The sequence below is a fragment of the Pseudomonadota bacterium genome (assembly GCA_027620075.1).
GTDB lineage: Bacteria > Pseudomonadota > Alphaproteobacteria > Rickettsiales > UBA6187 > 1-14-0-20-39-49.
Genome location: JAQCEY010000001.1, coordinates 439,568 through 463,020 on the forward strand (window position 1 = coordinate 439,568; position 23,453 = coordinate 463,020).

A 23,453-nucleotide genomic window follows, 5' to 3' on the forward strand; every position below is an offset into this window, starting at 1 on the left:
AGAAACGCAAATGAAACTTTCAAACATGAAGAAGCTATTAATAATCGGGTCGGTGCTTATGGTAACCGCATGTATGACCCTTTTTCCACGTGATGAGTTCACTACCGATATCCGCTACCTTGATCAGGGCTGGACAAAGGAAGACCGTAGTTTATATTATCGGACGAGTCAGGGAACTTTCACTATTCCGCTTGCTTGGATAAAATCTTTAGAACAACCGGGTTTTGGTGAGCAGGGTTTATTAATGGATGCTGACTTCATGAGCAGAATCGGGTTTATGCACGCCGGTGAAAATGATATGGGACCTGCACAGGGACTACCTATCGGCTTGGCGGTTACATATGACCCTGAAACCGATCAGCCTTTTATCGGCTTTACATGTGCGGCGTGTCATACGGGACAGTTAAATTATAAAGACCCCGATAACGGCACATTAAAGGCTATAAGGATTGACGGCGGTGCTTCCATGCACTCTCTGGATAAGTTCCGCAGGGTTCTTACCTCCTCAATTATCGAGACACACACAAAGCCTGAACAATTTGAGCGTTTTGCAAAGAGGATACTCGGAGAAGGTGCTACGAACGAGCAAAAAGCACAATTGCAACAGGCTTTAAAAAATGCGGTTGAAAAAGGCTTTAAAACCGGATTGACCGAGGCTTTAAAGGATATATATCCGACAGAAGAAGGTTACGGTCGTCTTGATGCCCTGCAACGCATATCTAATACGGTATTTGGCTACGACCTTGAGAAAATACATAACTTAAGGGTCGGTAACGGTCCTGTTAGCTATCCTCATGTTTGGGACATACACCGTCTTGACTGGGTTCAGTGGAACGGCTCGGTAAGGCAGCCGATGTCAAGAAATGTCGGTGAGGCTTTAGGTGTATTTGCCAAATTAAACCTTGTGGATCAGGATAAATTGTTTGATTCTACCGTTCCGGTACGCAATCTATATAAAATAGAGGAGACCCTGCAAAAATTAAAAGCTCCGGCATGGCCTGAAGATATCTGGCCTTTGGACGAAGCCAAAGTTGAGATGGGCAAAAAACTATATAAACAACATTGTGTAAGCTGCCATGGCGAAAAAGTCATTAACGGCACTGATGAATGGCGTGTTACAATGTTAAATTACGAACAGATAGGTACTGATAGGACTACGGCTGAGAATTTTGAGAACTACCGCGTAGATTCAAGAAAGATAGGCGGACCGGCTCAGGCAGATCAGGCATTCGGACTGCATTTCATAACTGAAAAGGTTATGGAAAACAGATATGCCGCCGAAGGTGTTACCGAGGAGGAAAAACCTTTATTTGACGGCAAAGGGCGTAAGAATCTAGTCCGCGCTCCGTGCGGTTATAAAGCAAGACCTCTACATGGAATATGGGCAACGGCTCCTTTCCTGCATAACGGCTCAGTACCAAACCTTTATGAATTATTAAGCCCTTATGATGAACGTTCAAAAACGTTTGATGTGGGCAGCTATATGTTCGACCCTGTAAAAGTAGGTATGGATACCTTTGTAAGAAATGTAACCAAATTTGACGTTACCCAAAAAGGCAATTCAAACAAGGGGCATATATTTGACAATATGCCGGGGGCAATAGGTCAACAGCTAACAAAAGACGAACGCTTTGCAATTATAGAATTCTTGAAGTCATATAAATATGGCGATATTGAAACAGAGGTAGTTTCAAGAAACCAAAGCTATCCTTGCAGCGATACAAATAAAACTTACGGAGGTTAATATGACAGGTAGGGAACGTTTTTTTGCAGGTATTCTCGGTGCTTTAATGCCCGTATGTGCAATTTTGCTAACTTTAGACCTGACGGCTGTTTTTTCTGAAAGCTCAGGGCTTTCAACAGGTCACATAATCGGTATAAGCCTGCAATTCATTATATTTATGTTTGTCGGCGGAACCGTAGCATATATGCATAGCGACGAGGTAAAGGCATACAAGCTTTTCCAGATAGGTATGGCAACTCCGGCTTTACTGGCTTCGTTTACAACTTCAAACGGACTTAATTCGGCAATAACCGGCTCAGGAGAATCACCTATAGTAATAGAATCGGTGACCGAATCAGGTGTAAATACTAGCTTTGACTTTAATATAATCTCCTCGGCAAACGCTTCCGACAACCCTCTTGATAACATACCTACTCAACAAATAGCAATGGAGGGAGGGTCAATTATACAACAAGTTTGGGACGGTTTTACAGGTAAAGCAATTGGGACAGCAAACCAAAACCAAAAAATAGAACCGAAAAAGATTCCTCCCAAAAAGCAAGAGGAACCTAAAAAAGAAGAATCAGGAAGCGTTTCGGCTCCAAGACAGCCTGTTTTAGCTGCACCTGTAGTTACAAATGATAGGGTTGCAACACCATCAGCCGAAGCAATCATAGAACCTGATGAATTAGGTATTGAAACTAACTCTGTAGAAATACAAACATCTGCACCACTTAGGCTAATGTCGGCAGAAGAACCTGTTATCAACTCAGGGGGAGTCAACGTTGAAAGACTGAACAGAATCGGAACAACTTCCAATACGGCTTCGATATCAGCATCTGATAACAATGACAAATACGAACAATTGCGACGGAAACTACGGGAATTAGAAACAATGCAGCGTGAGATTAAAGAAGAAATGCGTTCATTGCGTCCGACACGATAAACTACCGAAATTATATTGTCCCTCACCGATTGCTGCCCTTGAGGCTGTCATTACCGACTTGTTATGGGAGTCTGTTTACTTTGGTTAGAACCAATTACCCATCAGACTATGACCTGACAATAAGGTTCTACGATATATATAGTCTTTTAAATTAACTTGTGTGAATGTTTACAATCTCATAAAGTTTAGCATGATGTTTATATGCGTAATTAAATAGCACCATTCGCCCGTTAACTAGGCGAATGACACTATTAATATATTTTACTAAACAACAAAATCAAAATTATCCATTGCAAAGTAATTGCCGCTTGCAAGTTGAGGGTCTAATATAAGAGTATCTATCTCAGTCCAATCAACATCAACTTCAGTTACGGCAGTATTTGTTAATGAAACAGTTGTGCTTCCTACTAAAACTCCACCTAAATAACCGAAAATATCTATATCCTGATTAGGAGCTATTGCGGAAATTAAATCAACACCTTCAAAATCAAAACTTGAACCGTCGGTTTTTGATATAGTTACAGAAGTAGCACCACCGGTATTATATATAAGGTTAGTACCCATAACACCATAACCTACACTAGGGTCGTCCTGATGAGAAGCATTTGCACCGTTATCAAGCTTCCACTCAAAACCCTGATAGCTATCAGGAAGAGGCGTACCGCTGCTTGTACTGTTCAAATCTTCAAAATCGATTACGGTGTACTGAACAAAATCATCTTTTGTTAAAGGATTGTTCGGAGTTAAACCTTTAACATAAATATTATTACCGCCGCCTAAATCTATTTTAGCATTACCGTTTTGATATGTAATATTGCTAAGGATATCACTAACATTGCCATATATAGAAGGGTCAATGTCAATTTTGTCAGAACCTTTAGTAAAATCCCAAATAATATCGTTACCGCTATTTGCATCGAAAACAAACTTATCATTGCCTGCCCCGCCAAGTAGTATGTCATTACCCTGACCACCGTTAACTTCATCATCTCCGGCTAGACCCAAAATAAGATCATTACCGCCATTTCCGTTAATATAATCCGCTAAATTAGTTCCGAAAAGGAAATTATTTGCAGCAGTTCCGTTTATTACAGCCATATTTTTTACCTAAATTTTTGTTAAAATAATTACAATAAAAACCCTAAAGTTTTAATAATCGTTATTCCACACCCAAATTAAAAGTCAATAGCCGCCAAATGATAATTTGGTGGAAAAGTTTTTAATTATTAACAAAGTTTAAGGTAGAATTAATTAAAAATAACCAATAATATCCTCGAAAAAATCAAGGGTCACACAATGGACGGTTTAAACATCATAGAAATAAAGAAATTCGTGGATAAAGTTGTGGATAAGTCGGAGGATATTATCTGTAAACACTATAGAAACTTAAACAATATTGAAACCAAAGATGATGAAAGCCCCGTAACCATAGCAGATAGGGAAGCAGAAACATCAATAAGGGAGTTTATAAACAAAGAATATCCCGAACATGGTATAATCGGCGAAGAATTCGGGGAAGAAAACATTAACGCACGTTATAAATGGATAATAGACCCGATTGACGGAACCTTGTCTTTTATGATCGGTCGCCCCATCTTCGGTACTTTGTTAGCGTTACTTGATAACGGCAAGCCAATATTGTCGGTTATAAACCAGCCTATAACCAAAGAACGCTGGCTTGCAGTTCAAGGAGAAGGCTGCAAGTTAAACGGTAAGAACGCTCAAGTAAAAAATTGTGGAAGCTTATCACAAGCGACGATCGCAACAACAGGTCCTAATTATTTTACAAAAGATGGTTTAGAAAAATTCAATCGTCTTTCAAAATCCGCAAAACACACTATCTATGGCGGTGACTGCTACTTATATGCTTTAGTTGCAAGCGGATTTCTTGACTTGGCTATAGATTCGTGCTTAAAACCACACGATTTTATGCCTTTGATACCTATTGTAAAAGAGGCAGGAGGCATAATAACCGACTGGACGGGAAACGAACTAAACGAAAAGTCGGACGGCAATGTTATTGCGGCAGGCTCAAAAACCGCTCACGAACAGGCTATAAAAATATTGGGATAGAAAATGAAACAACTAAACATAATAGGCGGCGGTCTTGCAGGCTCGGAAGCTGCATGGCAGGCAGCAAATTCAGGCTTAAAAGTCACAATATACGAGATGCGTACTAAAGAACGCAAAACACAGGCACACCACACTGACGGTCTTGCCGAACTTGTTTGTTCAAATTCTTTCCGCTCAGATGACCATACGGCAAGTGCAATAGGCTTGCTGCACGAAGAAATGCGACGCAAAGGTTCGCTTATTTTAAAATGTGCAGATGAAAATTCGGTTCCGGCAGGAGGAGCATTAGCCGTTGACCGCGAAGATTTTTCCGCCTCCGTCAGCAAAGCTATAGCATCACATGAAAATATAAGCATAATACGTGAAGAAATAGAAGAAATACCCGATAACGGTACGCCTACGATAATTGCCACAGGTCCGCTCACATCAGAAAAACTGAGCCGAAATATATTAAAATTAGCGGGTGAAGAATATCTGTCATTTTTTGATGCCATAGCCCCGATAGTCCACCGTGAGTCAATAGACATGGACAAAGCGTGGTTCCAGTCACGTTATGACAAGGGGACGGGAAAGGATTATATCAACTGTCCTTTGACTAAAGAACAATATTATGAATTTGTTGAAGCGTTGATAAATTCAGACAAAACGGAATTTAAAGAATGGGAAAAGGACACACCTTATTTTGACGGCTGTCTACCCATCGAAATTATGGCACAGCGTGGAGTGGAAACATTACGTTTCGGTCCTATGAAACCCGTAGGGCTTACCAATCCGCATAGCAGCGAAAAACCATATGCGGTAATACAGCTACGTCAGGATAACAAGCTTGGTACTTTATATAATATTGTCGGCTTCCAGACAAAAATGAAATATGGAGAACAAACAAAAGTTTTCAAAAACATACCCGGTCTTGAAAATGCCGAGTTTGCCCGCCTTGGAGGAATACACCGCAACACTTTTATAAATAGCCCTTCCCTGCTGGATAAAACTTTACGCCTTAAAAACAGACCCGATATCCGCTTTGCAGGACAGATAACAGGTGTTGAAGGCTATGTAGAAAGTGCAGCATGCGGTTTTTTGGCAGGAAAATTCGCAGCTTATGAGATAAACGGACAAGATATCACCCTTCCCCCCGCAACAACTGCACTTGGAGCATTACTAAGCCACATTACGGGAGATGCCGAATCAGAAACTTTTCAGCCAATGAACATAAATTTCGGACTGCTGCCACCACTTGATAAAAAAGTAGGGAAAAAACTAAGAAAAGCGGCTTATTGCGAAAGGGCTTTAGAAGATATATCTAATTGGAACTTATAAAAATCCGAAACTGTTTCTAAACATTAGAAAATGTGTTATAATATATTATAACATAAGATAGAATATCTATGTATAAAATATGTCTGTATAAAAAAAGAAGCTCCGGATTCTCATTGGTTGAGATGTCTATCGTAATAGTTGTAACGGGACTTGTCGTAGCAGGTATAGTTGCCGGTAAAAATATTGCGAAATCCGCAAAGTTAAATAGATTTATCAGTGAATTATCATCAATACAAATATCATACGATTCTTTCGTAGAACAATTCAAACAACCACCCGGAGATATGAGGAACGCACACGACTATTGGGGAGCTAGTTGCGATGCAGCCCCGGTAAAATGTAACGGCAACGGTGATAGTCTGATTAGCTGGCATTGGCACTCTAACGGAGGTACAAATGATACGGATGATAATGAAACATTCAGAGCTTGGCAGCATATGTATCTTGCCGGCTTTATAAATAAACCGTTCAGCGGTATATCCGTAGGCGGCACAAATAATGCAGATGAAAACACATTATATTTTTCTTCAACGGATAAGGGAAAGTATTTCCTTGTAAACAGACAACCATATAACGGTATATTCGGTCAGCAGCAAATGGCTAACATTTTACTTTTAGGAAGCCGTGAACCGGGAAGAAATATCTGGTGGAAAACCTTATCTGTAGCAGAGGCATATAAAATTGACTTAAAATTGGACGACGGTATAGCAAATAACGGTAATGTTTTCGGTGCTACAGGTTACGGTACACCAACCGATAGCTGCTCGGAAGAATTTTTACACGCTTCAGGCTCCGACTACAACACGGCTAATTTTAGTAGCGATGAAAAACATTGTGTTTTACTATTTGCATTTTAACGTTAAACACGCTTCAAAAGCTTACTAAGATATATTTTCATCTGTATAGAAAAAATGTTTCCCTCTATGTTTGAATTGAATAGATCGTAGTCACATTTTTTTATACGCTTTAAAAAAACATCAACGATACATACGGGCAGCAAAACCGATTTTGCTGCATCGGTCGTACCCTGTAACAACGTTTTCGTATGGTGAAGGTTAACTTCAGCCTTATCACACAAAGCCCTCACAATAGGCTTTGTTTTTTCAACGCCTTCCCCTCTTAATATATCATCAACCGTGATGCCCTGTTTTTTCATCATATCCTGCGGCAACATCAATCTTCCGTAATAGGCATTATATTTCATAGAACGCATAAAGCCTGTGATAGCGAACGCAATACCCGCATGGTACGCCGCCTCTTTAGCAGTATTGCAATTGACATCTGCTACCGCAAGGAGCAGGTAAAAAAGGTTGGAAGAAGTACCTATCGCATACTCACCCAAACTGTCAATATCCTTCGGAGTCTTAAAGTCAATATCAGCTTCCCTTGCATCTATAAGATTATCAAACAGCTCTTTGCCTACACCTGTCTCCCGCACTACTTCATATAGAGCATCTACCGTTTCATGCCTGTGTTTTATAGGTTGTCTTGTATAAATTTCATCGATTGCATCTCGCCACCATTGCAGACGTATATATCCCGCCATAGGCTCACTAACGATATGTTTGATTTTTGCTATTTCATTGTTAAAGGCATATATTGCAAAAAGCCTGTTCCTTACACGACAGTCGGCAAGAAGGCAACACAAATACCTTTCGTAATCGTGCTTTTTTACTTCATTCTCACAAAACGGGAGTGCTGCAACCATTAATCCGAAATCTTATATGATATTCCACCTAAAATAGATGTTATTGTAATACCGTTTTCTCCTAATGGAAGCAAAATTTGTCTATAAAGTATTGTTTGACCGTTTTCCAGATGAAGTTCGCCCGAATCATATACCGGAAGCTTGGTAGCAAGCACTCTTTCATATTTTTCAGCAAGATGTACTACCTCGGGTGCGTGCATTTTCTCGATAGTCATTCCCGTAAGATCTTCACCGAATGCTTTTTTAACATTCTCACCTAAATAAATATACCGATAATCATCGGGACTCATACATGAATTATCGGCTTTAACCATAAAACAGTTATCCCATATATGGTTTATATCGTTTTTCCGGATTTCCGACATTGAAGGAAAGCCTCTATCATCTCTCACATATTCCCAATAATTCTTAAGTACGGAAGTTATTCTTCTGCTGGATCTGCTAAAACTTAAATCATATGTTAACGGAGGTATAACCATAATAATATCTTAATTATTGATTTTTATAAAATATTTTATACGAAAAACCACCCATAATGGATTTAATGTTCACATCATCTTGCCCTAAGGGTAGCAATATTTGACGATATTTCATTAATCTGTTTTTATCAATAGTTATTTCACCTTCATAATAGATAGGAATTTTCATGGCAAGTACCTTTTCAAATTCCCTTGCAAGATGTCCGGCGTGGGTATTTACTATTTTGTCAATCTGTAAATTACTCAACTCACTTTGATATGCATTTCTTATATCTTTCCCGATATGCTTAAAGAAATAATCTTCCTCTCGTGTTTGATTATTAGCGTCAACTAGAAAACAACTATCCCATATATCATATACCTTTCTGAAATCGAAAACACTTTCAACAGGAAACGAGTTATTTTTGCGTACGATATCCCAGTACTCTTTCAGTATTGTAGTAAGCCTTTCACGCCTGTTTCTCGGCTTATTAAGAACCCTACTATCTAATTCCAGTTCGCCGCCGCCGACACCACCAAAACCAATACTCATCATACTTATACCCCCATCGGTATTTTATTGCTAACACAACATTCCTATTATGAAACAAAACAATAAATATATTTCATTATAACACATTTAATATTGAAAGTAAAAGTATATAGTATTATAAATGCACCAATCTTATTATTCACGTTGCTTTTTGACAGATGCACCCCAACTAAAAGTATAAAATTTATGGCATTTTTTACAAAAAGAGAATTCATAAAAGCTTTCTTTGCATTCGGCATTGCTTTGCCTTATGTTAGCCTTGCGAATAATCAATCAAAATCAATCAAAAAAAAGGGAAATAACATGGCTATAACATTACCGGATCTTCCATATGCACAAGATGCACTAGAGCCTCATATAAGTGCAAATACACTTAGTTTTCACTACGGCAAGCACCATAACGCATATGTTACCAACCTTAACAAACTAATTGAAGGCACTGAGTTTGCCGGATCTTCTTTAGAAGAGATAGTTGCAAAATCCGAAGGCGGCATATTCAATAATGCGGCTCAGGTTTGGAACCATACATTTTACTGGAACTCAATGAAGCCAAATGGCGGCGGCACTCCCGAAGGTGAACTTGCCGACAAAATCAATGAGGCATTCGGCAGTTTTGATAAGTTCAGGGAAGAGTTTGCTAATGCGGCTGCCACCCAGTTCGGTAGCGGATGGGCATGGCTGGTGCTAGATGGAGGGAAATTAAAGATAGTAAAAACCTCAAATGCAGAAACACCTCTCACCAAAGGTCAAAAACCGTTGCTAACTATTGATGTTTGGGAACATGCATATTATCTGGACTTCCAGAATAAACGTCCTGATTATATACAGACTTTCTTAAACAACCTTGTAAATTGGGATTTTGCCGCTGAAAATCTAGCTAATGCAAAAAATGCAAAAGCTGCATAATATACTTAATAACTAAAAAATAATTATACCCGGTTAGTAAATAGCCGGGTATTTTTTATACCGGTATCAGTGCAGCAGCCACCTTTCGCCCCTCGGCAAGAAGCACGTTATATGTCCTGCACGCAGCACCGGTGGTCATAATTTCAACGCCTACACCCTTTTTTTGCAACTCGATGGCTATATTGCTATCAAGCGGTTTGTGTTCTAAACCGCAACCTATAAGCAATATCTCTAATTCATCATATGAGATGACATCGTTAAATGAATTTACCGATATATCCTGATGCGATTCTACCTGCCAGACAAAAACTTCTTCAGGCAGCACTATGATGCTTGAATTATGTTCATCATCATTAACCTTAAAGGTCATGTTGCCATAACCTTTTATAACATTTTGTCCTTTAGGAATTACAGGTGTGATATCCATTAGAATGCAAGTTTTGTCGGTCGTTTTTTCTTAAGCCAAGTAACCACCATTAACCTTGTCAGTAATATAGCGGAGAACATTGAAGCTAATATCCCGACTGAAAGCGTTACCGCAAATCCCTTTATAGGTCCCGAACCGAAAATATAAAGCAATAATGCCGCTATCAAAGTTGTAGTGTTTGAATCTATAATTGTCTTGAACGCCTGCTGAAATCCGTTATCTACGGCCGCAAACGGGGTTTTACCGTTACTTATCTCTTCCCTTATCCTTTCAAATATAAGAACATTTGCATCTACTGCCATACCCATGGTAAGCACTATACCTGCAATGCCGGGTAGTGTTAAAGTAGCACCGAACACTGATATAACCGCCAAAATAAGCACCATATTTAAAATAAGTGCAATATCGGAAAACAGTCCGAACAAGCCGTAAGATACAAACATAAACACTATAACCAGCACTATACCTACCGCTATAGCTTTTTTACCCGCTGCGATAGAATCCGCTCCAAGACTAGGCCCTACCGTACGCTCCTCAACAATCTTCAATTCAGCAGGTAACGCACCGGCTCTCAATAATAGAGCCAGATTGCTTGCTTCCCTAGTAGTAAAATTACCCGTTATCTGAGGTTTACCGTCCAAAATAACCGATTGAATTTGGGGGGCGGTTAGGACTTTGCCGTCTAAAACTATGGCGAAAGGCTTCTTCAGATTTTCTTTGGTGATTCCTGCAAATTTCTTTGCCCCCAGACTATTAAATGTCAAATTAACCGCAGGTCTTCCAAATTGGTCGAAAGACGAGCTTGCACCGGTTAACAGCTCCCCTGTTAAAAGAATCCTGTTCTTTACGGCAAAAGCTGCTGTTCCGTCCTCACTATAAAGCCTTTTTGTCCCCGGAGGTACAGGTCCGCGTGTAGTATCGGGATAAGGGAGAGAATCGTCCAGCAAATGAAACGTAAGTTTAGCGGTCTTACCCAAAATTTCCTTTAGGTTTTCAGGGTCACTTAATCCCGGAACCTGTAATAATATCCTGTTATCACCCTGACGCTGTATGTCAGGCTCTCTTGTTCCCGTCTCATCAACCCTTCTTCTAACTATCTCAATGGACTGATCCATAACTTTTTTCAGCATTTGTTCCAATGCATTTTTATTATATCCGACAGAAACCTTACCTTCGGTATTCGTAACTTCCAGTTCGCTTGAAACTTCCTTGATTATTGTAGTCACTTCGGGCGCTATTGACGGGTCGGTCAGTTCAAAAACGATTTTTTCACCGATAACATTTATACCGCCCGTATAACCTATTCTTTCACCGTTAACCTTCTCGTCCCTGAATACGGTTCTAATCTCTGAAGCGACAGATTGCAAATCCTCTTTGAGGTAAGTTTTAAAATCCACTTCCAAAAGCAGATATGAGCCTCCCTGCAAGTCCAGCCCTAAATTCACCCTTGAATCAGGCAAAAACCCTACCTTTTTATCTCCCATAAAATTAGGCAGGCTAAAAATAACTGCAAACAGGCAGACTGCTGCAATAAAAGTTATTTTTAAATATGAAAAATTAAGCATTTTTCTAACCTATTTCTTTTTCGGTTCTTGCTTAGCTAAATCTTTTTTAGCCCTTTCAATCGCAGAATTATTCCTTGTGATAGTGTTACGCATAACTTTTACTACCGTATCGGCTGCAATTTCGACCTCTAATATAGTATCTTCAACTTTTCTCACCTTACCCACAATGCCGCCGCCGGTAACTATCTCATCACCTTTCTTGGTAGCCTCTATCATATTGCTATGTTGTTTTATTTCCTTTTGCTTGGGTCTTATTATGAACATATAAAAAATAAAAAATATAAGTAATAGCGGCAATAAATTAGCCATTGTACCGGGTTCTTGCGGAACTTGTGCTTCATTTGATTGAGCTATAGCTTCAGATATAAATAACATTCTTTATTCCTTTTATTATTTTCTTGATATTAATATACGCATTATGCAGGTTTCGCAAGATATTATAACCTGATTTTTTTAGCATACTAGCCGGTCGGCAAATAAGATTGCGGGTTTATAGCCTTTCTTCCCTTTCTGATGCTGAAGTGCAACTGCGGAACCGATACATGCCCCGTACTGCCTACAGAGGCTATTTTCTGCCCCTTACTTACACTATCACCTTTTCTTACGAATATATCTCTTGCATGCGCATATGCGGTAACATAGCCGTTGGAATGTTTCAATAAAATAAGATTTCCATACCCTCTAAGCTCGTTTCCGGCATATACAACCTTGCCGTTATCGGCAGCCACAACATCGCTACCCTCGGCCGCCCTTATGTTTATACCGTCATTATACAGACCGCCTTTTTTTGGTCCGAACCTTGAAATTATAGTCCCGCTTGTCGGCCATCTGAATCCGCTTGCCGCATAATCTTTGCTATTATAGCTAGGAGGAGTGTAAGATGCCGGTTCATATTCCTTTTTTGTATTGCCCGCCGTTACCGTGCCGGGTTTTAGGTGCGGTGCGGGGTTGTTATTAGGTCTGAGTTTAGGAACAATACCGCCGCCCTCACCTGATTGTAAAGTTGCCGTGTCCGTTCCTAATTTTACTTCTTTAGGCAATATAACTTGCGGGGCGTTGGGTAAGCTATTGATTCTACCCAAATCCTTTTCAACAACTGACGCAGTTTTTTGCTCCCCTACAAAAAAATCTTCTTTGTCTACAGTTTCTTTTTTTGCAATAGTCTGATAATATTCTGTAGAACTAGGAATACTCAGCTTAGTACCCACCCTTATTATATATGGCTCGGATATGTTATTTACATGTATCAGACGGCTAAGGTCAACACCATAGCTACGTGAAACCGCATACAAAGTATCACCCTCTTTTACCATGTGGAATTTAGCTTTAGGTAATTTCAGCACCTCATCAGGAGTTAGAATATACGGGGGACGCAGGTTGTTTATTTCTATCAGATCACGTATACCAACGCCATACTGCTTGGATATAGTATATAGGTTATCACCGCTTTTTACAGTTATTTTAAAAGGATTTATCCTGTAATCAAAATTGCTTGAATAGCTGTTACGGTTTTCTACCAAAGCAGGGCTTTGCGTACATGCCCCGGCAAAAAAAAGTGTGAGAATAATAGATATATTTCTATATAGAACTTTCAAAATACCTTTAACCTATAATTCACATTAAATCACCCTGAAGATGCTATTTTAAACTCATTGGGGATAGTGCTTTTAATTTCCTCAGGATATTCTTTTACTTTTTTCACCTGTGCCATTGCCGAACCTTTATAGCACCTTGAAGCAATTTCTTTTACAACAGACTGCTTGCCATACAAAACAGCCTCAACGGAACCGTTTGACTTATTTTTTACCCAGCCGGTTATCCCGCTTTCGGTACAAACTCCTTTGAGCCAGTTACGGTATCCTATTCCCTGAACCTTGCCTTCAATAACTAGCCTTAAACAATATATATCGCTTTTAACTTTAGGCTTACCGTCACCAAAACCCGGCTCATCATGCATTTTCGTACTCTATAACTACTTGTCCATAGGTAGTATTATCATTAGCATTAAGATAAACCTTCTTGATTTTGGCATCTTTTTCAGCACAGATAATATTTTCCATTTTCATGGCTTCTAATATAAAAAGCTCTTGCCCCTGTTTAACTTTATCGCCGTCTTTTACTTTAATGTCAACAATAACTCCTGATATAGGAGCCTCAACCTTGGAAGAATCAACACCGCTTTTAGGCTCAGGCATATATCTGTCAAGCTCTGCAACCCTTGGCGTGCGAACGGATATTTTTACTTTTGCACCGGCGTGGGTTAAATAAAAACCGCCTGCAAAATATTCTATCTGCACATTTACAGGAATACCGTCAACCTCGCCGTGGAACAGCCTGTTACCGAGTATCCAAGCACTTTTTATTACCATCTGCGACCTGTCATGCAGCACCTCATAACCGGAATGAATTGACTTAACATAGACGGAGAAACTTTCATCATCAACGTTAACCACCCATTTATTGCCTATCAGCCTTTGCCTTCCCTCTAGCTGCCCTGTTATAGTCCCTGCCCTTTTTACATCTTCTAAAAATATATGAATCGCTACGCATAAGAATATTCTTGTAGTTTCCGAAGTAAGTTCCGCACCGAAAAATCCGTCAGGGTATTCTTCTGCAATAAAGTTTGTGGAAATATCACCTGACGCAAATTTAGAATGCCCCATAACCGCTTCTAAAAAGCTGATATTGTGCGATATTCCTCTTATAACATATTCACCTAATGCCGTTTGCATTCTTTCGATCGCTTCTTTTCTGTCTTTGCCGTATGTAATCAGCTTTGCTATCATAGCATCATAGAACATGCTTACCTGACCGCCTTCATAGATACCCGTATCGACCCTGACATTAGTATTTGACTCAGGTTCTTTATATTCGGATATCCTACCGCTTGAAGGAAGGAAGCCGCGAGACGGGTCTTCGGCATATATCCTTGACTCGATAGCCCAGCCGTTTAATTTTACATCTTCCTGCTTTAATTCTAATTTTTTGCCATATGCTATATTTATCATCTGCTCTACAAGGTCAAGTCCGGTAACATATTCGGTTACCGGGTGTTCCACCTGAAGTCTTGTATTCATCTCTAAAAAGTAGAATTTTTTATTAGAATCCATGATGAATTCAACAGTACCTGCCGAGTAATAGCTCACCTTTTTCGCAAGTGCCACACACTCTTTATACATTGCCTGACGGGTCTTTTCATCAATGAACGAGCTTGGAGCTTCTTCAATAACCTTCTGGTTATGTCTTTGAATAGAGCATTCCCTTTCCCCAAGGCATAGCGTATTACCGTATTTATCGGCCAACACCTGAATTTCAATGTGTCTTGGTTTTTCAATAAACTTTTCTATGAATATTCTGTCATCGCTGAAACTTTTCTTGGCTTCATTTGTTGCAGAGCGAAATGCGGACTTAACCTCATCTTTCGAATATACAACACGCATTCCTTTACCGCCACCACCTGCCGAGGCTTTTACCATAACCGGATAACCGATATCAGTCGCTATTTTTACAGCCTCGTCTTCATCTTTTATAATTCCCATGTAACCGGGAATAGTGCTTACATTTGCCTCAATTGCTATTGTTTTAGCCTCAATTTTATCCCCCATCATTTTGATAGAATCCTGCGAAGGGCCGACGAATGCTACACCCTCTTTTTCAACAGCGCGTGCAAAGTTCATATTCTCGGATAGAAAGCCGTATCCGGGGTGAACCGCATCAGCACCGGTAGATACGATAGCGTCCATTATATTTTCAATATTAAGATAGCTTTGTGTGGAAGGTGAAGGCCCCACAAAAACCGCCTCATCAGCCATGCTTACATGTGCCGAGTTAGTATCCGCTTCAGAATATACCGCTACTGTTTTTATGCCCATTTTACGAGCGGTCTTAATGACTCTACAAGCGATTTCACCACGATTGGCTATTAATAATTTTTTGAACATATTTTTTTACCTAATTCTACTTAACACTAAACTTGAAGATTCACTACAGCGGCAAATTATCATGTTTTTTCCAAGGCTTATCTACCGTTTTACTCTCAAGAAAAGTCAACGCACGGCAGATTCTCCATCTGGTATTTTGGGGGCGTATTACCTCATCAATAAAGCCCCTTGCAGCAGCGGCAAAAGGTGATGAGAATTTTTCAACATACTCGTCTGTCTTTTCCTTCATTTTTTCAGGGTCGTTAGCATGCTCACGGAACAATATCTGTGCCGCACCTTTTGGTCCCATAACAGCTATCTCGGCATTTGCCCACGCATAGTTAAGGTCACCCTTCAAGTGCTTGGAATTCATAACAATATACGCACCGCCATATGCTTTTCTGGTAATAACGGTGATTTTGGGAACGGTAGCTTCCGCATATGCGTATAATAATTTTGCACCATGTTTTATTATTGCATCATGCTCTTGCGACACACCCGGCAAGAATCCCGGAACATCTACAAAAGTCACAAGCGGAATATTAAATGCATCACAGAACCTGATGAATCTTGCAGCTTTCCTTGAAGCATCAATATCCAGACAACCTGCCAGATGCATCGGCTGATTAGCTACAAAACCAACCGTTCTGCCTTCCATTCTACCGAAACCGATAATTATATTTTTTGCAAAATCAGGCTGTAATTCATAAAAATCATTTTCATCTACCACCCTGTCGATAAGCTCACGCATATTATATGGCTTATTAGGGTTATCAGGTACAAGTGTGTTCAATGACAAATCCACTCTGTCCGCATAGTCATGTGTATTCCTATCGGGAATAGGCTCACGGTTTGAACTAGGCAAGAAATTTATCAGCCTTCTTGCCTGAAGCAGTGCCTCAATATCATTATCAAACCCCAAATCTGCAACGCCTGTTTTAGCGGTATGCGTATCGCAACCACCCAGTTCTTCACGTGTTACATCTTCATGTGTTACGGTTTTTACAACCTCAGGACCCGTAACGAACATATAAGAACTACCCCTGACCATAAAAATAAAGTCCGTCAGAGCAGGAGAATATACCGCACCGCCCGCACAAGGACCCATAATAAGCGATATCTGAGGTATAACACCCGATGCATCAACATTGTGCTGGAATATCTCGCCATAACCGCCCAAAGCGTTCACGCCCTCCTGTATCCTCGCACCGCCCGAATCATTAATACCGATAATAGGAGCACCTACTTTCATTGCCATATCCTGAATGCGACATATTTTTTCAGCATGAGCCTCGCCCAAAGAGCCGCCTAAAACCGTAAAGTCCTGTGAATACACAAACACAAGTCTTCCGTTTATAGTGCCGTGACCCGTAATAACGCCATCACCGGGGGTCTTGTTCTCACCCATACCGAAATCATGACAGCGATGCTCAACGAACATTCCGTATTCTTCGAAAGAATCAGGGTCAAGCAACACCTCAAGCCTTTCACGTGCCGTTAACTTACCGTTATTATGCTGTGCATCTATACGTTTTTGCCCACCGCCAAAACGTGCACTTTTCCTTTTATTTTCAAGCTGTTCTACAATTTTCGTTTTCATAGCAATACACTTATAATTTATAAATCGGTGTTGCAAACTAGCAGATGTTGCCCTATGGGGCAATAAGGAAATTTAGACATCTTACTAACAAATTGTTTTATTAAAATCTTTTAATAAGCTTAGGCATATATTTTATTATCAAATTATCGGCTTATATGATAAACTAAAAGAAGTTATGAACGGCAATCCGAAACACAAAGGATTCACATTAATTGAATTATCAATAGTTATAGTGATAATCGGGTTAATAGTAGCCGGCATTGTAGGGGGACAAGCAATTGTTACTCAAGCAAAATTACGCTCGGTAATCTCGGATATCGATAAATACAAAATTGCAATAAACACATTTCAACTGGAATACAACGCTCTACCGGGCGACCTAGCTAACGCCGAAAGTTATTTTGGTGCCGCAAGCACTAACAACGGCAACGGAAATAGGCGGATAGACAATTATACAAGTGCTACAAACAATGAACAGCTACTTTTATGGCAGCACCTTTCACTAGCAAAAATAATAAGCGGAACATATAGCGGAGTAGGTGACGGCAGTCCAAACAACGCTACTCCCGTAATAAACGTACCTACCGCATTCGGAGGAAAAAATTGTTTTGGATTCCGCCACAATACGGTTGGAATAGGCTGGATATCACCCCGCCCTCCAAGCCCAAGTCCTTTTTTAATAGTCGGCAGGGAAAGTAGCGATGGAGTGGAGCTAGATAAAGACTGCGTTTACAGCGGGTTCACAACTGCTGACGCCTTTTCCATTGATAAAAAAATTGACGATGGTTTATCGCATGTCGGACTAATTTTTTCGTTTGAAGGAAAAGACTCAGGTGCAGCGGCAAATTGCTAAGACTTCGCAACCGGAACATATACCCTAAGTGAAACGGTTGATAGATGCGTAATAATGGTCAATAATATTTATTAAATTATTGACCGTTATTTTATAATTACGCAGCCTTCTTGCCGTTATTATTATGCTTACCCTCATCACTAATTGAATTTACGGCTGCCAAAGCTGCCATATTCAATATTTCTGACACCGAAGCACCCATCTGTACAATCTGAACAGGTTTTTCCAAACCTATAAGCATAGGTCCTATAACCGTTCCGCCGCCAAGCTCCTGCAACAATTTAGAGCTTATGTTGGCAGAATGCAACGCAGGCATGATAAGTACGTTTGCAGGGCCTGATAACCTGCTAAACGGATACAACTTCATCAATTCAGGATTAAGGGCAACATCTGCCGCCATCTCGCCTTCATATTCAAAATCCACATCACAGCTATCAAGTATTTCAACCACTTCCCTCACCTCTGAAGAACGTGAACGCATCAGGTTACCGAACGTGGAAAAAGAAAGCATTGCAACACGTGGAACATGCCCCATCTTACGGGCTTCTTCCGCCGTCTGTATCGCAATATCGGCAAGTTCGTCAGGTGTAGGAAGCTCATTTACGGTAGTATCCGAAATAAACACCGTTTTACCCTTCGCTATCATCATTGAAAGCCCGAATACCATTTTACCCGGTTTTGCGTTAACAACCTTCAATATATCGTCAAGCGAGTCATAATAATTACGGGTAAGACCGGTTATCATAGCATCGGCATCACCGCACTGTACCATACATGCGGCAAAAATATTCCTGTCATTTTTTACCATACGCACACAGTCCCTACGCAAATAACCTTCACGTCCAAGCCTGTTATACAGGAACTCTATATATTTTTCATTTTTATCGGTAACGGCAGCATTATGTATTTCGATACCCTCAGGATCAATACTCATTTCAGCCATTTTCTTTAATATAAGGTTTTCCCTGCCCACAAGTTTTGCAGTTCCGTAACCCTGCCTTCTCCATATAGCGGCAGCCCTGATGACTTTTTCTTCTTCACCTTCAGAGAACACCACATTTCTCGGATTGGCGTGAAGCCTGTCCATAATAAGGTTAAGGCTGTTAGCAGTAGGGTTAAGCCTCGCACTTAACTGACGCTTATATTCTTCCATATCTTCAATAGGCTGTTTCGCCACACCGCTATCCATAGCAGCTTTAGCTACCGCAGGCGGAATAGTATATATAAGCCTAGGGTCAAACGGAACGGGGATAATATAACCCGGACCATATTGCATTTTTCTGCCCGAATATGCAACCGACACCTCATCTGGCACATGCTCTCTGGCAAGGTCTGCAAGAGCCTGCGCACAGGCAATTTTCATTTCTTCATTGATAGTAGTTGCACGCACGTCCAACGCACCACGGAATATATACGGGAATCCCATAACGTTATTAACCTGATTAGGATAATCCGAGCGACCTGTCGCAACAATAGCATCACTTCTAACCTCGGCAACATCTTCCGGTGTTATTTCCGGATCAGGATTAGCCATAGCAAATATTATAGGCTTTTTAGCCATTGATTTTACCATGTCTTTAGTAACGGCATCTTTTACGGATAGACCCAAGAATACGTCTGCCCCCTTCATGGCATCGGCAAGACTTCTTGCCTTTGTTTTAGCCGCATGTGCAGATTTCCACTGATTCATACCGTCTTCACGCCCTTCATATATAACACCGCGTGAGTCACAAAGTATAACGTTGTTATGCTGCACTCCCATTGCTTTTACAAGTTCCACACAAGCAATTGAGGCAGCTCCCGCACCGTTTACTACTATCGTCATATCCTTGAACTTACGCCCGGTAACATGAGCCGCATTGATAAGACCTGCCGCCGTAATTATAGCAGTTCCATGCTGGTCGTCATGGAATATAGGAATATCCATAACTTCTTTTAACTTCTGCTCGATTATAAAGCATTCGGGGGCTTTGATATCTTCAAGATTTATCCCGCCCCATGTAGGTCCAAGATATTTTACCGCATTGATGAACTCTTCAGGGTCTTCGGTATCTACTTCTATATCTACCGAGTCAATATCGGCAAAACGCTTAAATAATACGGCTTTTCCTTCCATTACAGGCTTTGATGCCAATGCACCCAGATTTCCGAGACCAAGAACCGCCGTCCCGTTCGATATAACGGCTACATAGTTTCCTTTTGCGGTATATTCATATGCCTTGCTTTCATCTTTTTGTATTTCAAGGCAGGGTACGGCAACTCCGGGAGAATATGCAAGCGACAAATCCCTCTGTGTCATAAGGGGTTTAGTTGGCAAAACGGCAACTTTACCGGGTTTTCCGTCTCTTTTATGGAAATATAATGCATCTTCATCCGTTATAGAAGTGCCTTTTTTCTTTTCAGACATATTTTATACCTTTGACCTTATTGCATGAATAAAATTGAGCAAATACTTATACATCACTCGGTATAATTAGTCAAAGAAACCTTATTGTGCGTTGCGGTAATTATTGTTGCAGCAACTTTTTCTCAAATTCCTCATCGGCTATAACATATAACAGCTTCATCCGAGATTTCTCCCCTGACAGAAGCACCATATCGGATTTTGCAAGCTTCCATTCTTTAGATAAAAAGTTTATAAGCTCCTTATTTGCCTTATCATTTTCAGGCACGGCAGCCACCTTAATACGTAAGGCTTTAGTTGCAAAATCGGCATCAACTACCCCGCAAATTTGATTTTTTTGCGAGTTAGGCACTATTTTTAATTGAATTTTATATCCGTTGTTATATCTTTGGTAGTACATGTTAATCAATATATAGTATTGTTATAGAAAATAAACCGCCATTTAGTAATTTCCGAAGCAAAGTGCAAATAATGTTAGATTTAGTTAACAAATCGTGTTACAATCTTCGCAATCGGGACGGCATGCACCGCATGCAAAGGAGTATAATTAATGTTTAAAAACATACCTCTAGCAGCAGCGATAGCCATATTAACCTATACTACTAATATATCTAATGTAAAATCAGAAGATATGTCATACACCCAGAGGCAGGATTACCGCTTTGAACGCCAAAACTCAAGTCTTTGCAACAGATATTTCCCTATATACGAACATAAAAACCACATGCCGAGTAACATGCTAAGAGCAATATCGGTTACCGAATCCGGCAAATGGTCAAAATTTTATCATAAAAAAGTAGCATGGCCATGGACAATCAACGTCGAAGGCAAAGGTTATTACTTTGACTCAAAAAGAGAGGCAATTGCTAAAGTCAAAAAACTGATTGCAAAGGGAAAAGAAAGCATAGATATCGGCTGTATGCAGATAAATTTAAAATACCACCCCGATGCCTTCACTAACTTAAATCAGGCATTTGAACCTCGCTATAATATAGAATATGCCGCCAAGTTTCTGACTGAAAAATATGAAAAGAACGGTAACTGGGAAACCGCAATCAGGCATTATCACAATATGAACAGAGAGTATTCCGATAAATACATAGAACGTATATATGAATCATGGCGGACGGAAGACAAGGGAGTAAACCTTGCCAACCTCAATAAAAGACCTATGTATATCAAGGTAACGCCAATGGTTAAAAATAACGACCCTGAAGTTGCGGATATAACGCAAAGCGTTCTGGATAATTTTGTAAGATAAAAAGACATATACCGGCATCTTTTTTCTTGACTGCTTTAGTGCAATACTATATTTTACGCAATCTTTTTAAGATTAAGTTGTTATATTAACAAACAAAGAATAACTGTTAAGTAGGATAAAAATGGCAAACCATACAGCTACAAAAAAGTCAATTCGTAAAACAGAACGTCGTACTGCGACTAACAGGAATATTAAAAACCGTGTTAGGACTTTTATTAAAAAAACCGAAAAACTCATAGACGAAGGTGATAAGAAAACCGCTAATGAGTCTTTAAAGGTTACTCAGTCTGAAATGATGAAAGCTGTAGGCAAAGGTGTTTTCAAACTTAATACAAGTTCTAGGAAAATAAGCCGTCTTTGTGCCAGAATCAAAGCTTTAAGCTAATTTTAAATATTATAGATTGCAAAATATTATAATATTTTGCTATAGTCACCCCAATACGTTTTTTAGCCATTTAGGCATTGTTAAATTCTTTTTACAGTAAATTAGCAAGGCGACATGAGAACAGTTGCAACCGGTGCCGAAGCAAAGTTATTTGAAATAACCAGCAGTCTGAGAGCCTCCTCCGATGGCTATTACGCATTACATTATCATTTTTCCCGACTTCAGGAAGAATTCCGCAGCGACTACCAGATAAAAATAGCCATAAATGTCTTGAGCGACCTGTTCAAAGGCTTGGATTCAGTCCTATTCCTATTAAAAGATTTCGATATTGTCGTTCTGTATAACGGAACTAACCGTGGTTTGCTTGAAAAAGCTATTTTCCAGTTGCGTTACCTTTTTATGGACGATGCGTTGGCTTATACTGATGACGGTTATGAGAACGAGGATTTTTGCTCCGTATATGACCTTGAGTTCCAGTGGCGGGATTTTTTCGTAAGCTGCAAAAGGAAGTTGGGAAAAGATATTGAGGAAGTTGAAAAAAAACAACAGCAACAGACAAAAAATGTCATACAAACCCCTAAAGGCGGGCGTTCAAAGCTTCATATATTCTCTCCTTCGTATCTGGTACAGATAATCGACGAGCTAAAGAACATAGAAATAGGCTCGTGCCTTAGAAGCCAACCGGTTTGTGCCGTTTTAAGGGGGAAAGAACCTAAAGTAATATTTAAGGAAGTCTATACAAACATCAAAAATCTGCAAAAGCTTTTGTCTTTGAATGTTGACCTGATGAGCAGCAAGACTCTTTTTAAATATCTTACAAAAATATTGGATAAAAAAGTTCTCAATGCACTAAAACAGCAGGAAATCTCTAACAAGAACCCTATAAGCATCAACCTTAATGTAAAAACCCTGTTTTCAGAAGAGTTTGCCGAATTTGACTCGCAGATAGCTCAAAAACATAAGTCCTCTATCATTATCGAGATACATATTGCGGATATTTTTGAGGATATACAAAAATTTTTAGTAGCACAAAAAGAATTGCAGAATTTGGGCTACCGTATATGCCTTGACGGATTAGATAGTGCAAGTTTCATGCAGATTGACAGAAAAAATCTAGGTTTTGACCTTGCAAAACTTAGCTGGAATCCTGAAATGGGTACAAAGACATCTAAGGATCAGAGCCTTATTGAAGCTATCAATAAATGCGGAAAGAACCGTATTATACTGTGTCATTGCAGCTCAAAGGAAGCTATTGATTTCGGGAAGGAAGTGGGAATATCTTTATTTCAGGGACGCTATATTGACGCACTGACCAACCCCACTGCAAAGGTTATTAATTAATAAGTTATAAATT

The 23,453-nt window shown here is 39.8% G+C and carries 23 protein-coding genes; 10 read left to right on the plus strand and 13 right to left on the minus strand.

Features of this window, described 5'->3' with window-relative positions:
- Positions 1-10 precede the first annotated feature (10 nt).
- Together O2942_02300 and O2942_02305 are read left to right on the plus strand one after the other, a co-directional pair.
- Complete coding sequence (locus tag O2942_02300) at positions 11-1,744, plus strand: cytochrome c (GenBank protein MDA0781079.1); 1,734 nt, start codon at positions 11-13, stop codon at positions 1,742-1,744.
- Position 1,745: 1 nt separating this feature from the next.
- Positions 1,746-2,669 (plus strand): hypothetical protein, encoded by a 924-nt coding sequence (locus O2942_02305; GenBank protein ID MDA0781080.1) that lies wholly within the window; start codon positions 1,746-1,748, stop codon positions 2,667-2,669.
- 264 nt (positions 2,670-2,933) lie between these two features.
- Here O2942_02305 and O2942_02310 read toward each other — a convergent pair whose 3' ends face one another.
- Entirely contained in the window at positions 2,934-3,767 is an 834-nt protein-coding gene (locus tag O2942_02310) for a hypothetical protein (protein ID MDA0781081.1), read from the minus strand.
- 198 nt (positions 3,768-3,965) lie between these two features.
- Here O2942_02310 and hisN point away from each other — a divergent pair, with 198 nt between their 5' ends.
- The 3 genes from hisN (at position 3,966) to O2942_02325 (ending at position 6,916) form a co-directional block, all read left to right on the plus strand.
- Entirely contained in the window at positions 3,966-4,742 is a 777-nt protein-coding gene (gene hisN, locus O2942_02315) for a histidinol-phosphatase (protein MDA0781082.1), read from the plus strand.
- 3 nt (positions 4,743-4,745) lie between these two features.
- Positions 4,746-6,059: a methylenetetrahydrofolate--tRNA-(uracil(54)-C(5))-methyltransferase (FADH(2)-oxidizing) TrmFO gene (trmFO, locus tag O2942_02320; protein MDA0781083.1), complete on the plus strand. Its 1,314-nt coding sequence runs from the start codon at positions 4,746-4,748 to the stop codon at positions 6,057-6,059.
- Positions 6,060-6,127: 68 nt separating this feature from the next.
- Positions 6,128-6,916, plus strand: a complete 789-nt coding sequence (locus O2942_02325) for a prepilin-type N-terminal cleavage/methylation domain-containing protein (GenBank protein ID MDA0781084.1) — start codon at positions 6,128-6,130, stop codon at positions 6,914-6,916.
- Positions 6,917-6,918: 2 nt separating this feature from the next.
- Here O2942_02325 and O2942_02330 read toward each other — a convergent pair whose 3' ends face one another.
- From O2942_02330 to O2942_02340, 3 genes are read right to left on the minus strand one after another with little or no spacing between them, the layout of a single operon-like run.
- Entirely contained in the window at positions 6,919-7,767 is an 849-nt protein-coding gene (locus O2942_02330) for a phytoene/squalene synthase family protein (protein MDA0781085.1), read from the minus strand.
- Positions 7,767-8,246 carry a PAS domain-containing protein gene (locus tag O2942_02335; GenBank protein MDA0781086.1) on the minus strand — a complete coding sequence of 160 codons (480 nt, stop codon included), beginning with the start codon at positions 8,244-8,246 and terminating at the stop codon, positions 7,767-7,769. Before O2942_02335 ends, O2942_02330 begins: the two co-directional genes overlap by 1 nt.
- 13 nt (positions 8,247-8,259) lie before the next feature.
- Entirely contained in the window at positions 8,260-8,781 is a 522-nt protein-coding gene (locus O2942_02340; GenBank protein MDA0781087.1) for a PAS domain-containing protein, read from the minus strand.
- Positions 8,782-9,081: 300 nt separating this feature from the next.
- On the opposite strand from O2942_02340, the gene O2942_02345 reads away from it, so the two are divergent.
- Positions 9,082-9,684: a superoxide dismutase gene (locus O2942_02345; protein MDA0781088.1), complete on the plus strand. Its 603-nt coding sequence runs from the start codon at positions 9,082-9,084 to the stop codon at positions 9,682-9,684.
- A gap of 55 nt (positions 9,685-9,739) precedes the next feature.
- On the opposite strand, the gene O2942_02350 is transcribed toward O2942_02345, so the two are convergent.
- The 7 genes from O2942_02350 to O2942_02380 all read right to left on the minus strand — a co-directional run bounded on the left by O2942_02350 (position 9,740) and on the right by O2942_02380 (position 17,196).
- On the minus strand, positions 9,740-10,111 hold the full coding sequence (locus tag O2942_02350) for an Mth938-like domain-containing protein (protein MDA0781089.1): 372 nt from the start codon (positions 10,109-10,111) through the stop codon (positions 9,740-9,742).
- The gene (secD, locus tag O2942_02355) at positions 10,111-11,676 is read right to left on the minus strand and encodes a protein translocase subunit SecD (protein ID MDA0781090.1); all 1,566 of its coding nucleotides are present in this window, start codon (positions 11,674-11,676) and stop codon (positions 10,111-10,113) included. Before secD ends, O2942_02350 begins: the two co-directional genes overlap by 1 nt.
- 9 nt (positions 11,677-11,685) lie before the next feature.
- Positions 11,686-12,051: a preprotein translocase subunit YajC gene (yajC, locus tag O2942_02360; protein ID MDA0781091.1), complete on the minus strand. Its 366-nt coding sequence runs from the start codon at positions 12,049-12,051 to the stop codon at positions 11,686-11,688.
- 86 nt (positions 12,052-12,137) lie between these two features.
- Positions 12,138-13,271 carry a peptidoglycan DD-metalloendopeptidase family protein gene (locus O2942_02365; GenBank protein MDA0781092.1) on the minus strand — a complete coding sequence of 378 codons (1,134 nt, stop codon included), beginning with the start codon at positions 13,269-13,271 and terminating at the stop codon, positions 12,138-12,140.
- Between the two features lie 29 nt (positions 13,272-13,300).
- Complete coding sequence (locus tag O2942_02370) at positions 13,301-13,633, minus strand: acylphosphatase (GenBank protein ID MDA0781093.1); 333 nt, start codon at positions 13,631-13,633, stop codon at positions 13,301-13,303.
- Positions 13,626-15,617: an acetyl/propionyl/methylcrotonyl-CoA carboxylase subunit alpha gene (locus tag O2942_02375; GenBank protein MDA0781094.1), complete on the minus strand. Its 1,992-nt coding sequence runs from the start codon at positions 15,615-15,617 to the stop codon at positions 13,626-13,628. The genes O2942_02370 and O2942_02375 overlap by 8 nt, the downstream gene beginning before the upstream one ends.
- Before the next feature lie 43 nt (positions 15,618-15,660).
- Positions 15,661-17,196 (minus strand): acyl-CoA carboxylase subunit beta, encoded by a 1,536-nt coding sequence (locus tag O2942_02380; protein ID MDA0781095.1) that lies wholly within the window; start codon positions 17,194-17,196, stop codon positions 15,661-15,663.
- Positions 17,197-17,371: 175 nt separating this feature from the next.
- Between O2942_02380 and O2942_02385 the strand changes: the two genes are divergently transcribed.
- A complete protein-coding gene (locus O2942_02385) occupies positions 17,372-18,049 on the plus strand; it encodes a prepilin-type N-terminal cleavage/methylation domain-containing protein (GenBank protein ID MDA0781096.1) in 678 nt (225 codons plus the stop codon).
- Positions 18,050-18,146: 97 nt separating this feature from the next.
- Here O2942_02385 and O2942_02390 read toward each other — a convergent pair whose 3' ends face one another.
- Positions 18,147-20,456: an NADP-dependent malic enzyme gene (locus O2942_02390; GenBank protein ID MDA0781097.1), complete on the minus strand. Its 2,310-nt coding sequence runs from the start codon at positions 20,454-20,456 to the stop codon at positions 18,147-18,149.
- 100 nt (positions 20,457-20,556) lie between these two features.
- A complete protein-coding gene (locus O2942_02395) occupies positions 20,557-20,853 on the minus strand; it encodes a DUF167 domain-containing protein (GenBank protein MDA0781098.1) in 297 nt (98 codons plus the stop codon).
- Between the two features lie 150 nt (positions 20,854-21,003).
- Here O2942_02395 and O2942_02400 point away from each other — a divergent pair, with 150 nt between their 5' ends.
- From O2942_02400 to O2942_02410, 3 genes are all read left to right on the plus strand, one after another.
- Positions 21,004-21,714, plus strand: a complete 711-nt coding sequence (locus tag O2942_02400) for a transglycosylase SLT domain-containing protein (GenBank protein ID MDA0781099.1) — start codon at positions 21,004-21,006, stop codon at positions 21,712-21,714.
- Between the two features lie 121 nt (positions 21,715-21,835).
- Positions 21,836-22,099, plus strand: a complete 264-nt coding sequence (gene rpsT, locus O2942_02405) for a 30S ribosomal protein S20 (protein ID MDA0781100.1) — start codon at positions 21,836-21,838, stop codon at positions 22,097-22,099.
- A 114-nt stretch (positions 22,100-22,213) separates the two neighbouring features.
- Positions 22,214-23,440 carry an EAL domain-containing protein gene (locus tag O2942_02410; GenBank protein MDA0781101.1) on the plus strand — a complete coding sequence of 409 codons (1,227 nt, stop codon included), beginning with the start codon at positions 22,214-22,216 and terminating at the stop codon, positions 23,438-23,440.
- Positions 23,441-23,453 lie beyond the last annotated feature (13 nt).